This window comes from Allobosea sp. (assembly GCF_036675845.1).
GTDB lineage: Bacteria > Pseudomonadota > Alphaproteobacteria > Rhizobiales > Beijerinckiaceae > Allobosea.
This window is the reverse complement of record NZ_JAKFED010000078.1, coordinates 1-12,784: the sequence shown is the minus strand read 5'-3', so window position 1 is coordinate 12,784 and position 12,784 is coordinate 1. Positions and strand designations below refer to the sequence as shown.

The 12,784-nt window shown below is 69.9% G+C and carries 11 protein-coding genes and 1 riboswitch; of the genes, 5 read left to right on the top strand and 6 right to left on the bottom strand.

All coding sequences use genetic code 11. The features are described from left to right. The 5 genes from infB to V6M56_RS08920 form a co-directional block, all read left to right on the top strand. Nucleotides 1-2,605, top strand: a 2,605-nt coding sequence (gene infB / locus V6M56_RS08940) for a translation initiation factor IF-2 (RefSeq protein WP_332682991.1), incomplete at its 5' end; no start/stop codon positions are given. 163 nt (nt 2,606-2,768) lie between these two features. Then, nucleotides 2,769-3,227 carry a 30S ribosome-binding factor RbfA gene (gene rbfA / locus V6M56_RS08935; protein WP_332682989.1) on the top strand — a complete coding sequence of 153 codons (459 nt, stop codon included), beginning with the start codon at nt 2,769-2,771 and terminating at the stop codon, nt 3,225-3,227. Further along, nucleotides 3,214-4,176, top strand: a complete 963-nt coding sequence (gene truB / locus V6M56_RS08930; protein ID WP_332682988.1) for a tRNA pseudouridine(55) synthase TruB — start codon at nt 3,214-3,216, stop codon at nt 4,174-4,176. The genes rbfA and truB overlap by 14 nt, the downstream gene beginning before the upstream one ends. A gap of 124 nt (nt 4,177-4,300) precedes the next feature. After that, nucleotides 4,301-5,353: a proline racemase family protein gene (locus V6M56_RS08925; RefSeq protein WP_332682986.1), complete on the top strand. Its 1,053-nt coding sequence runs from the start codon at nt 4,301-4,303 to the stop codon at nt 5,351-5,353. Between the two features lie 39 nt (nt 5,354-5,392). Then, complete coding sequence (locus V6M56_RS08920) at nt 5,393-7,105, top strand: hypothetical protein (protein ID WP_332682984.1); 1,713 nt, start codon at nt 5,393-5,395, stop codon at nt 7,103-7,105. Between the two features lie 26 nt (nt 7,106-7,131). On the opposite strand, the gene thiE is transcribed toward V6M56_RS08920, so the two are convergent. The 6 genes from thiE to V6M56_RS08890 form a co-directional block, all read right to left on the bottom strand. Next, nucleotides 7,132-7,800: a thiamine phosphate synthase gene (thiE, locus tag V6M56_RS08915; RefSeq protein WP_332682982.1), complete on the bottom strand. Its 669-nt coding sequence runs from the start codon at nt 7,798-7,800 to the stop codon at nt 7,132-7,134. A gap of 123 nt (nt 7,801-7,923) precedes the next feature. Further along, entirely contained in the window at nt 7,924-8,670 is a 747-nt protein-coding gene (gene thiM / locus V6M56_RS08910; RefSeq protein ID WP_332682981.1) for a hydroxyethylthiazole kinase, read from the bottom strand. Further along, the gene (gene thiC, locus V6M56_RS08905; RefSeq protein WP_332682979.1) at nt 8,667-10,544 is read right to left on the bottom strand and encodes a phosphomethylpyrimidine synthase ThiC; all 1,878 of its coding nucleotides are present in this window, start codon (nt 10,542-10,544) and stop codon (nt 8,667-8,669) included. The genes thiM and thiC overlap by 4 nt, the downstream gene beginning before the upstream one ends. A gap of 74 nt (nt 10,545-10,618) precedes the next feature. Then, a riboswitch (TPP riboswitch) is annotated at nt 10,619-10,721 on the bottom strand. A gap of 141 nt (nt 10,722-10,862) precedes the next feature. Continuing rightward, nucleotides 10,863-11,063 carry a putative motility protein gene (locus V6M56_RS08900; protein WP_332682977.1) on the bottom strand — a complete coding sequence of 67 codons (201 nt, stop codon included), beginning with the start codon at nt 11,061-11,063 and terminating at the stop codon, nt 10,863-10,865. Between the two features lie 74 nt (nt 11,064-11,137). Next, complete coding sequence (locus V6M56_RS08895; protein WP_332682976.1) at nt 11,138-11,431, bottom strand: hypothetical protein; 294 nt, start codon at nt 11,429-11,431, stop codon at nt 11,138-11,140. 150 nt (nt 11,432-11,581) lie between these two features. Beyond that, on the bottom strand, nt 11,582-12,784 hold a 1,203-nt coding region (locus tag V6M56_RS08890; RefSeq protein ID WP_332682974.1), incomplete at its 5' end, for an OmpA family protein.

Here is a 12,784-nt window from a genome sequence, read left to right as displayed (position 1 = left end):
GCCGCGCCCGCAGCCGGCGCCCGCCGCCGCCCGGCCCGCCGGGGGCATGCTCCTGCGCACGCTTTCCGACGACGAGAAGGATGCGCGTCAGCGTGCCCTCTCCGATGCCCGTGCGACCGAGGCCGAGGCCCGCGCCCGCGCCGAGGAGGAGGCCCGCCAGCGCTCCGCCCGCGAGGAGCGCGAGCGCACCGAGCGCGAGGCGGCCCAGGCGCGCCAGCGCGAGGAAGAGGATCGCCGCCGCCAGGAGGACGAGCGCAAGCGCCGTGCCGACAGCGCCGTGCGCCAGCGCATGGGCGAGGAAGCCGCCGCGCCGCGTCCGGCCGCGCCGCCCGCCGCTGCCGACCCCTCGGCTCCGCCGGCGCCCGCTGCTCCCTATGCCGCGTCGCCACGTCCCGCGCCGTCCGGCCCGCGCGACTATGCCGCGCCGCGCCAGCCGATGCGCGATGTCGGTGCTCGCCCGCCGAGCCTCGACGTCCGCCGGCCGCGTGCCGATACGCCGCGCCCGCCGCGCCCCGATGCCAATGCCACGGCCGAGCCGCTCGTCGCGCGGCCGGCTCGGCAGGCGCCCTCTTCGGCAGGCGCGCCGCGCAGCCGTCCCGATGACGGCGAGGCGCGCCCCGCCTTCCGCCGTCCCGGCGGGGCTCCCGGCGCGCCCCGCGGCGCGCCGGCTCCGGCTCCCAAGACCCCCAAGGTCGGCGAGAAGCCGCGCGGCCGCCTGACGCTGTCCACCGCCACCGGCGGGGACGACGAGCGCACGCGTTCGGTCGCGGCCTTCCGCCGCCGCGTCCAGCGCATGACCGGCCACCGCGCTTCGGACGTCGCCAAGGAGCGCGTGATGCGCGAGGTGATCGTCCCAGAGACGATCACCATCCAGGAACTCGCCAACCGCATGACCGAGCGGGGCGTCGACGTCATCCGCCTGCTGATGAAGCAGGGCGCGATGCACAAGATCACCGATGTGATCGACGCCGACACCGCCCAGCTCGTCGCGGAGGAAATGGGCCACACCGTCAAGCGCGTCGCCGAATCCGACGTCGAGGAGGGCCTGTTCGACACGCCCGATACCGACGAGATGCTGGTTTCGCGCCCGCCGGTCGTCACGATCATGGGCCATGTCGACCACGGCAAGACCTCGCTGCTCGACGCGATCCGCAAGACCACCGTGGTCACCGGCGAGGCCGGCGGCATCACCCAGCATATCGGCGCCTATCAGGTGACGACGCCTTCGGGCTCCAAGGTGACCTTCATCGACACCCCCGGCCACGCCGCCTTCACGGCGATGCGTGCCCGCGGCGCCAAGGTGACGGACGTGGTCGTGCTCGTGGTCGCGGCCGATGACGGCGTCATGCCGCAGACGGTCGAGGCCATCAACCACGCCAAGGCGGCCAAGGTGCCGCTGATCGTGGCGATCAACAAGATCGACAAGTCGGACGCCAATCCGGACCGGGTGCGCTCCGAGCTGCTGCAATACGAGATCCAGGTCGAGTCGCTCGGCGGCGAGACGCTGGAGATCGAGGTCTCGGCCAAGACCGGCAAGGGCCTCGACACGCTGCTCGATGCGATCGCGCTGCAGGCCGAGCTGCTCGACCTCAAGGCCAACCCCGATCGCGCCGCCGAAGGCACGGTCATTGAGGCCAAGCTCGACCGCGGCCGCGGCCCGGTCGCGACCGTGCTCGTCCAGCGCGGCACCCTGCGCACCGGCGACATCATCGTCGCCGGCTCGGAATGGGGTCGCGTCAGGGCGCTGATCGGCGATACCGGAGCCCAGATCAAGGAGGCGCCGCCTTCGCTGCCGGTCGAGGTCCTCGGCTTCAACGGCACGCCCGAGGCCGGCGATCGCGTCGCGGTCGTCGTGTCCGAGGCGCGCGCCCGCGAGGTCACCGATTACCGCGAGCGCCAGAAGCGCGACCGTCTCGCCGCCCGTGGCGCCGGCTCGGGCGCCGGCCGCTCGCTGGCCGAGATGATGCGCGAGCTCAAGGAAGGCGCCGGCCGCAAGGAGTTCCCGCTGGTCGTCAAGGGCGACGTGCAGGGCTCGGTCGAAGCCATCGTCGGCTCGCTGGAGAAGGTCGGCAACGAGGAGGTGCGCGCCCGCGTGCTGCAATCGGGCGTCGGCGCGATCACCGAATCGGACGTCACGCTGGCCCAGGCTTCGGGCGCGGTGGTGATCGGCTTCAACGTGCGCGCCCATAAGGAAGCGCGCGAGGCGGCCGAGCGCACCGGGGTCGAGATCCGCTACTACAACATCATCTACAACCTGATGGATGACGTTAAGGACGCGATGTCGGGCCTGCTTGCGCCGACGCTGCGCGAGACCATGCTCGGCAACGCCCAGATCCTCGAGATCTTCAACGTCTCGAAGGTCGGCAAGATCGCCGGCTGCCGCGTCACCGACGGCACCATCGAGCGCGGCGCCAATGTCCGCCTGATCCGCGACGGCGTCGTGGTGCACGAGGGCAAGCTCGCCCAGCTCAAGCGCTTCAAGGACGACGCCAAGGAAGTCGTGGCGGGCCAGGATTGCGGCATGTCCTTCGAGAACTACCAGGACATGCGTGCCGGCGACGTGATCGAGTGCTACCGCGTCGAGGAGATCAAGCGGACGCTGTGAGCGTTCGCTTGCAGCGGCGTCATGGCCGGGCGCGGGCCCGGCCATCGCCTCCCGAATGAGGCGCCTTGCGCGCTCCTGAATGTCACCGGATGGCCGGGCCGCGCCCGGCCATGACGCGTTGACAACCCACGCTCATCCGGTCCGAGCCCGGAGAACGAGAACCATGGCAAAACCCGTAAAGACCTCCGGCCCTTCGCAGCGCCAGCTCCGCGTCGGCGAACTGATCCGCCACGCGCTCGCCGAAATGCTGGCGCGCGGCGAAATCCATGACGACGTGCTGGCGAAGCACGTCATCACCGTCCCCGAAGTCAGGCTCTCGCCCGATCTGCGGCTCGCGACCTGCTACATCATGCCGCTCGGTGGCCAGGACGTGGCGCCGGTGCTGAAGGCGCTGACCGGCCACAAGCGCTATATCCGGGGCGAGATCGCGCATCGCGTCAACCTGAAATACGCGCCCGACGTCCGCTTCCTGCAGGATGAGAGCTTCGCCGAGGCCGAGCGCATCGACGCCCTGCTCTATTCCGACAAGGTCCGCCCGGACATCCTGCAGCAGCCGCTTCGCATCGACCGCGACGACAACGACCAAGACAAGCTTCAAGACAAGTCCAATGACGACGACTGAAGAGAACGGCGCCGGCGCCGAAGGCCGGCAGGAACCGGGCGGCAAGGAATTCGCGCCGCGGCCGAAGAAGCGCGACATCCATGGCTGGGTCGTGCTCGACAAGCCCGTCGGCATGACCTCGACCCATGCGGTCGCCGTGGTCAAGCGCGCCTTCTGCGCCAAGAAGGCCGGCCATGCCGGCACGCTCGACCCGCTCGCATCGGGCCTTCTGCCGATCGCGCTCGGCGAGGCCACCAAGACCGTGCCCTTCGTCATGGATGGCCGCAAGGCCTATCAGTTCACCGTCGCCTGGGGCTCGCAGACCGATACCGACGATACCGAGGGCAAGGTCGTCGCGACTTCGGACATGCGCCCGGAAGAGACGGCGATCGCGGCGCTGCTGCCGCGCTTCACCGGTACGATCCAGCAGGTGCCGCCGAAATTCTCGGCCATCAAGATCGCCGGCGAGCGCGCCTATGACCTCGCCCGCGACGGCGAGGAGGTGACGCTGGAGGCACGCCCGGTCGAGATCGCCTCGCTGCGCATCGTCGCGCATACGGTCGGGACCACGACCTTCGAGGCCGAATGCGGCAAGGGCACCTATGTCCGCGCCATCGCGCGCGATCTCGGCTTGGCGCTCGGCTGCCTCGGCCATGTCGCGCATCTGCGGCGCACCCGCGTCGGGCCGTTCACGGTCGACGATGCGGTGACGGTCGAGACCCTGCGCGAGGGTCCGGAGGTCGCCGCCGCGGCGCTGCGTCCCGTCGCCACCGCGCTGTCGCTGATCCCCGAGATCGTCATCCATCGCGACGCGGCGCTGCGTCTGAAGCGTGGCCAGAGCGTCCTGCTGCGCGGCGCCGACGCACCGGTGGAAGCGCAGGCGGCCTATGCCGTGAGCGGCGGCGTCCTGGTCGCCACCGGCTCGATCGAGCAGGGCGAATTCGTGCCGCACCGGGTCTTCAACCTCTGAAGGGCCGCCGTCCGCCGCGCGGGGGCGAAGTCACGCCGCGGCGCGCGGTTCCGTGTAGACGACGCAGGCTCTCGCAGGTCTGATGGCGGCAGGCGGCCATCGGCAGGCCGTCCCGGGAGGAGCCATGCGTCTCGCTTACGTCGACTACCATACCTGCGGCGAGCCGGTTCGCATCGTCACCGGCGGCTACCCGGCGCTCGCCGGGGCGACCATCCTCGAAAAGCGCCGCCAGGCCCGTGAGACCCACGATCATCTGCGCCGCGCGATGATGCTGGAGCCGCGCGGCCATGACGGCATGTATGGCGTCATCCCGGTCGCGGCGAGCCGGCCGGAAGCCGCTTTCGGCGTGCTCTTCACCCATAACGAGGGCTATTCGACGATGTGCGGCCACGCCACGATCGCGCTCGGCCGCTATGCGATCGAGCATGGTCTGGTCGCGCCGGTCGAGCCGGTGACGCATTTCTGCATTGAGGCGCCCTGCGGCCTGCTGCGTCTTGCCTGCCAGGTCGACGGTGGAAAAGTCGGGGCGGTCAGCTTCGACAGCGTGCCGGCCTTCGTCGAGGCGCGTGACCTTGCCGTCGCGCTGCCGGGCTTCGGCACGGTCGTCACCGATATCGCCTATGGCGGCGCCTATTACTGCATCCTGCCGGCCTCGCGCTTCGGGCTCGACCTGTTCGAGACGCCCGTCGAGGAGATCGTGGCTGCCGCCGGCGCGCTCACCGACAAGGTCCGTGCCAGCGTGGCGATCGCGCATCCGCGCGAGCCCGATCTCGGCTTCCTCTATGGCACGATCGTCACCGACGAGGCCGCCCCGGATGCCGAGAGCTTCAATCTCTGCGTCTTCGCCGAGCGCCAGATCGACCGTTCGCCGACCGGCTCCGGCGTGACGGCGCGGATGGCGCTCGGCCATGTCAGGGGAACGATCCCGGCGGGCCGGACCCGGCGCTTCCGCAGCATCACCGGCGGCGCCTTCACCGGCCGGGTGGTCGGCCCTGTCGCCTTTCCCGTCGCCGGAGCCGTTACCGTGGAGGTCGGCGGTACGAGCCATCTTGCCGGCGAGGGCAGCTTCGTCATCGAGCCGGACGACCCGCTCGGCCACGGCTTTGCCCTGCCGCGGCGCTTCGCCGAAATTCCCGGTGCCCCTGCGCATTCGAGCATCGCCGCAGGGTCCCGGTAAGGTTTTCCTGCCATTTTCCCGCGAACTGGGGAGGCAGGCATGACGACCGACTATGGCAAGGCCGAAGTGGCGCTCGTCGCCGGGCATGGCGGCGCCTGGAGCCTGCGGCGGCTCGCGGTCAGCCCCGGCTTCTGGCTCGCCGTCTTCGTCGCTTTCGTGCTGGCCGGGCTCGTCCTGCCGCTGCGCCTGCCGATCGGCCCGAATTATTGGGACACGGCGGTCTATTTCGACGCGGCCCAGCGCATCCATGAGGGCCAGGTCCCGAGCATCGACTTCTTCGCGCCGGTCGGCCCGCTCGGCTATTATCTGGTGGCCGGGCTCGACCTGTTCTTTCCCAATGGCCACCCCCTGCTGCTCGCCAATTGGGGCGTGCTGCCGGCGGCGCTGCCCTTGCTCGCCATCGTCGTCTTCCATGTCGGACAGCGTTCGCGCGGGCAGGCTTTCGCCCTGCTGCTGCCCTTCCTGCTGTTCGCCTCGCTGCCGATCAACCTGCACGAACTCTACCCGCTGCCGGGCTTCGACGGCTACGGCCATTACAACCGGCATATCTGCCTCTTGCTCTACATCCTGGTGGCGGCGCTGTTCTTCGTGCGCGGCCGCGCACTGATGACCGGGCTGGTCGCCGCGCTGATGCTGGCGCTGTTCCTGGTCAAGGTCACCGGCGCGGTCAGCGGCGCCATGCTGGTCGGCTATGCCATCCTGACCGGGCGGATGCGCTTCCGCGATGCCGCCCTCGCCGCCGCCGCGGTCATCGGCACCCTCGCGCTCCTCGACATCGGCTCGGGCCTGGTCAGGGCCTATGTCGAGGACATCCTGACCCTGCTCGCGCTCAACACCGGCGCCTTGCTGCCGCGCTTCCTGACCGTCGCCTCGGTCAAGTTCAACGTCATCGGCCCGACGCTGGCCTTGCTTTGCGTGCTGCTCTGGGCCGCCTGGCGGGATCGCGAGGCAGCTTCCGGCGCCTGGCTGCGGAAAGTGGCGGCCTCGACGACCGGCTGGCTCGCGGTCACCCTGTTCGCGCTGACCTTCTTCGAGACGCAGAACACCGGCAGCCTCGAATTCATCGCGCTGTGGCCGCTGCTGCTGGCGATCCTGCTCGAATGGCGCGGGCGGCCGGACAGCTTGCGCCCCGCCGTGCTGGTGCTGCTTTGCGCGGCTTCCGTGCCCTCGGCCCTGATCTTCGTCGAGCGCAGCGCCCGCGCCGTGCTCGGCGCGCCGACCTATCACGCGCTCAAGGTCGACGATCTCGGCAAGATCGGCCGGGTCAGCGTCAAGCGCGAGATCGTCGAGCGCGCGCCGGTGATGCTCGAGCATTATGCGCAGAACCAGCCTGCCTATGCCGCCCTCGCCGCCAAGGGCCAGCTCGCTTCCTTCATCCTCTATTCCGAGATCGACTATCAGGCCGCCTGGCTCCTGGAGGCCGAGCAGGGCATCGAGGCGATCCGGGCCTGGGAGAGTGCCAACAAGCGCGAGCTCAACGGCTTCTTCACGCTCGACTTCGTCGATCTCTTCAATCGCCAGCTCGACCGCAGGCCGCCGCGCCATGTCCCGATCGGCCTCGACCCGTCGCGCAGCAATCCGAAGATGGACGCCCAGACACTCGAGGACCTGCACGAGCTCGATGCGATCATGGCGCCGAGATGCCCGCCGACGACGGCCCGCCAAGCCATCTACAAGCACTTCGCCAAGGCGCTCGAGGGCCGAACCAAGGTCACGCTGTCGCCCTGCTGGGACATGTATCTGAAGCCCTGAACGGCAGCCCTCGAAGACGGGAGCCCCTATTCCGGGGCGGTCGCCCGCTGTGACAGCGCCTCGTCGATGGCCTCCCTGAGCGCGCGCGCGGCGGCGGTTATGTCCTCGCCCCCGAACAGCGCGCCGATCACCGCCACGCCATCGGCGCCGGCGGCGATGACCTGGCCGGCATTGCCCGCATCGATGCCGGCGATGGCGCCGACCGGAAGGCTCCCCAGCGCCCGCGCCGCGGCCCGGCGCAGGATACCGAAGCCCTCGACGCCGAGCGGCGCCTTGGCGTTGTCCTTGTGCTGCGTGGCAAAGACGCCGCCGGCGCAGGCATAGTCGATCTTCGCCGCCGCCAGTTCCGGCAGCTCCTCCACGCGGTTCAGCGTCGCGCCGATGATGGCGCGCGGGCCGAGCAGCCTGCGGGCATCGCCGAGCTTCATGTCGTCGGCGCCGAGATGGACCCCGTCGGCACCGGCGGCGAGCGCCACGTCGACACGGTCATTGATCAGCAGCGGCACCTGCGTGCCGTGCAGGGCCGAGCGGATGGCCCGCGCCTCGCGCACCATCTCGCGCGTCGATTCCTGCTTGGCCCGCAGCTGGATCAGGGTCGCGCCGCCCTCGACGGCTTCCCGAGCCATGTCGGCCAGCGAGCGGCCGCGCGCGATCTGCGGGTCGACGATGCCGTAGAGCGAGATGTCGACGATCATGTATAGGCCCTTCCGTCCTTGCGAGCGCAGCGAATCAATCCAGGAGGGCTCGCTCCGCCGCTGCCGGATTGCTTCGTCGCTTGCCTTCCCGCGATGACGATGGCGATCGTCATCGCTGGTTTATCACCGCATCCGCTCTGCCAGCGTCGCCTCGTCCATCGCCGCCACCGCGTCGATCAGTTCGGGCTCGAAGCTGCCCGGCCCGCGCGAGCGCTCCGCGGCGATCTCGCCGGCAATGCCATAGGCCGTCAAGGCAGCCGCCGCAGCGATGGCGGGGTTTTCCTCGACGGCGCAGCAGGCGGCGATCAGGGCCCCGGCGGCACAGCCGACGCCGGTGACCTTGGTCATCAGCGGGTGGCCATGGGCGATGGCGAAACCGCCGCGCCGCCCCTCGATCCGGTCGACCTTGCCGGTGGTGACGCGGGTCACGTCGTCAGCGGCATCGAGATCGCCGGCGAGAGCCGCCATCTCCGTCGCATTGCCGCGCACGACGAGGTTCGGCAAGCGCAGCACCTGGCGGGCGACATGCCGGCGCAGCGGGGAGAGCTCGACGAAGACCGGATCGAACACCAGCGGCTTGCCGCGGTCGCGCGCGACCTCCAGCAGCTTGGGGATGGCGAGCTCGCTCTCGGCGTTGATCGTGCCGATATTGATCAGGATCGCGCCCGCCCCCTCCGCCATCGCCGCGACCTCGTCGACATGGATCGCCATCGACGGAATCGCGCCGAAGGCGAGCAGCATGTTGGCGGTGATGTTCTGCGCCACGGTATTGGTCAGGCACTGCACCCGCGGGCGGGATTCCGCCACGCGGGCGAGAACCGAGGCGACGCACGCCGCGTCGAGCCGGTCCATCGCCGCGGTCGCGCTCATTCCGCCGCCGGCAGGTAGAGCTGTGCGCCCTTGGTCAGGAACTCCTCCGACTTCGCCGCCATGCCCTCCGAGGCCATGGCCTCGAGCGCCGCGCGCTCGTTCTCGCCCATCGCCAGCACCTCGGCGCGCAGGTCCTGGGTAATCTTCATCGAGCAGAATTTCGGCCCGCACATCGAGCAGAAATGCGCGACCTTGTGGGCGTCCTTGGGCAGCGTCTCGTCGTGGAAGGAGCGCGCCGTATCGGGATCGAGCGCCAGGTTGAACTGGTCCTCCCAGCGGAAGTCGAAGCGGGCGCGGGAGACCGCGTCGTCGCGGATCTTGGCTGCAGGGTGGCCCTTGGCGAGATCGGCGGCATGGGCCGCGATCCGGTAGGTGATCACGCCGGTCTTGACGTCGTCGCGATCGGGCAGGCCGAGATGCTCCTTCGGCGTGACATAGCAGAGCATGGCGCAGCCGAACCAGCCGATCATCGCCGCGCCGATGCCGGAGGTGATGTGGTCGTAGCCCGGCGCGATGTCGGTGGTCAGCGGGCCGAGTGTGTAGAACGGGGCCTCGCCGCATTCGCGCAGCTGCTTGTCCATGTTCTCCTTGATCTTGTGCATCGGCACGTGGCCGGGGCCCTCGATCATCACCTGGCAGCCCTTGTCCCAGGCGACCTTGGTGAGCTCGCCCAGCGTCTCCAGCTCGGCGAACTGGGCGCGGTCATTGGCGTCGGCGATCGAGCCGGGACGCAGGCCGTCGCCGAGCGAGAACGAGACGTCGTATTTGCGCATGATCTCGCAGATCTCGTCGAAGCGCTCGTAGAGGAAGCTCTCCTTGTGGTGCGCCAGGCACCAGCGCGCCATGATCGAGCCGCCGCGCGAGACGATGCCGGTGACGCGCGATGCCGTCAGCGGAACATAGGGAAGCCTGACGCCGGCATGGATGGTGAAGTAGTCGACGCCCTGCTCGGCTTGCTCGACGAGCGTGTCCTTGAACACCTCCCAGTCGAGCTTGATCGGGTCGCCGCCGACCTTCTCCAGCGCCTGGTAGATCGGCACCGTGCCGATCGGAACCGGCGAGTTGCGCAGGATCCAGGAGCGGATGTTGTGGATGTTGCGGCCGGTCGAGAGGTCCATCACCGTGTCGGCGCCCCAGCGGATCGCCCAGACCAGCTTCTCGACCTCCTCGGCGGCGCCGGAAGTGACGGCCGAATTGCCGATATTGGCGTTGATCTTGACCAGGAAGTTGCGGCCGATCGCCATCGGCTCCAGCTCGGGGTGGTTGATATTGGCCGGGATGATGGCGCGCCCGCGCGCGATCTCGCTGCGCACGAATTCGGGCGTGACGAATTCCGGCACGCAGGCGCCAAAACTCTCGCCATCGGCATGGCGCTCCTTGGCGCCCTCCAGCATGGCGGCGCGGCCGAGATTCTCGCGATGCGCGACGTAGATCATCTCGGGCGTGATGATGCCGGCCTTGGCGAACTCGTACTGTGTCGCCATCTGGCCGGGCCTGGCCTCGAGGATCGGGCGCTGCGCCGGGCAGGCCGGAACCAGGTGCTCCTCGCCGATATGGCCGTTGTCGGCCGCGGTCACGGCGCGGCCGGGCACGGTCGCAAAGCCCAGCGCGTCGAGCCAGGCGCGGCGCGGCTGGGGCAGGCCGGCATTGAGGTCGATCGCGATATCGGTCTCGGTATAGGGGCCGGACGGATCGTAGATGCGCACCGGCGGTTCGGAATCCGTGGTGAGCTGCACCTCGCGGAAGGGCACCCGCATCTCGGGATGCTCGGGCGGCGCGACATAGATCTTGCGCGAGCCGATGATCGGGCCGGTGGTGACGCTCTGCGGCGCGGTCTTGACGCTGTTCTTCTGGGGCTTGGTATGGGCGTTCATGGGATCTCCTCCTTGGTCCAAGGTTCAGGAGATCCGGGCTTGTAAAGCGGTCCAGTCGCTGTCTGCGGGTATGGGGATACGCCGCGTTCCAGTCCCTCCGCCGGTATGACCCGGATCAGGTTCGACGGGTTCGGCTTTGCGCCATCTCAGCTCTTGCGAGCACCCCTCGGAACGAAGCGGAGGTTAGAACCGGTGCAGGGCGGAAGCAAGCCGGCTTCGGCCCGGGGGCCATGTGGTGGGGGCATGCCGGTTGGTCATCGCGCTCGCGCCATGGCGAAGGCGAGCGTCTTCACAGCTCGCGGTGAAAGCCGGGCGCGGTCAGGCCGTGATGTCGACGTTCTGGCCCTGGCCGGTCGGGAGGGCGGCCTTCTGCTGTTCGGCGCTTTCCTGCAGGAGTTCCGCCATGGCGTGCTCGGCATCGGCCTGCTGCTTGACCATTTCGGTCTGCAGCGCCTGCCGGGTCGAGGCGGCGCGCATGGCCACGAAGCTCTCGGCGACCAGGAAGGATGAATCGCTCATGCTGGTACTCCTCGCCGGCAGGATAGGCGGCGAGCCTTACGCAAATCTGAACGCGGCGCCGCGCTCTCGAACGATCAGGGCGCGATGATCGACGGCACCGGCTTCGGCATCGGCACCTCGCGATTGGGCTCCGGCGGGGCGCCGCGATTGCGCACCAGCCTGTCCCGCTCGGCCGCGCTGCCGGCGCGCTCGCCCTGCGGCGCGGCCTTCTGCGCCTCGTTTGCATTCGGCGCCAGCGGTACGCCCGGCGCGCGCTGGCGCTGGGTCGTCGTCGCGCCCGAGCCGGGTTGGCCCTGAGCGGCGGCGGCTTCGGCGGCGACCAGTCCGACGAGGACCAGGCTCATCAGGAACCAACGGTATCTGCGCATGATGCCCTCCTGCGGTCGCAGGCCGGCGGGCCGCAGCCCCCCGACCTGTCGATGGAACGAGCGGCGGCGGGCAAGGTTCCGCCGCGCTTCGCAAGGCGCGGTTTGCCATGGCGGCATGGGCACCCGGGGAACGGGAGCCCATGCCCTTCCTCACTGCGCGTTCTGGCCGGTCAGCAGCGGCGTGATCCGGCGCAGCGTCACGCGCCGGTTCTCGCGCGCGGCTTCCTGCGTCTGGACCTTGAGGTTCTGCTCGCCATAGCCCTGCGTCGTCAGGTTCTCGGCCGGCACGCCGAAATCGCGGGTCAGGATCTCGGCGACCGACTGTGCCCGCCGATCCGAGAGCGACAGGTTGTCGATGTCGGCGCCGACCGCATCGGTATGGCCCTCGATCAGGAAGACCTCGTTCGGCGTCCGCTCGACCGCTTGAAGCACGGCCTGCGCCAGCACCCGCAGGCGCTGCGCCTGGTCGGTCGTGACCGTCCAGGAGCCCGAATCGAAGTTGATCGTGTCGACATCGACGCTGCGCATATGGGCGCGCAGATCGGGCGAGTAGCGTACCTCGTCCAGCGTGTAGCGGCGCGGCACCGGAGCGACCGGCGGCGCGGTGATGGTCTCGTAGATCAGCCGCTCGTCGGCGCGTTCGGCGTCGACGATGTAGCGCTCGCGCGGGATGCGCAGCCGCGGCGGCGGCAGCTCGACCACCTCCTCGGCGAAGCGCGGGCGCGGCCCGTCGCGGCGCATATTATCGATGATGATGATCTCGGCGCCGTCGCGCTGGCGCCGCGAGCGCCGCAGCAGCCGGCCGTCGCCATCCGTCACCGTGACGATCTGCGTGCCGTCGGGCCGGTCATAGATCGTCACGGTTTCCTCGCCGCGGCGTTCGCTGCGGGTGTCGAGGCCGAGATCTCGGAAGCGCTGGTTCTCGTCGCGGCGGATGATGACGCGGTCGTCCTCGCCGCGGATGAGGGTGCGCCCCGGCTCGCGGATGATGGTGACGTCGCCTTCGCGCGTCTCCTGCCGGCGGCTGCGGATATCGTCGATCCGATCCGCTCCTTGCGTCGCCATGATGCCGCCGATCGCAGCCGCACCGAGCCCGATCGCGGCGGCGCCGCCGAGGCCGATGGCGCCGCGCCGGCCCTGACGGTCGGGCGCCGGCGGCTGGCCAGGAGCCGCCTGTCCGGCGGGCTGGCCGGGCGGTGCGACTTGCGGTGGTTGTCCGGCCTGTCCGGGCGCTGGAACCGCATTGGGCTGTGCCGGGGCCAGGCCGGGCTGGCGGCTGGGCGCGGTCGCCGGCTGGCCGGGAGCGGCCTGCGACGGCGCGGTTCCGGGTTGCGGCGGGGCTCCCGCCGGGCG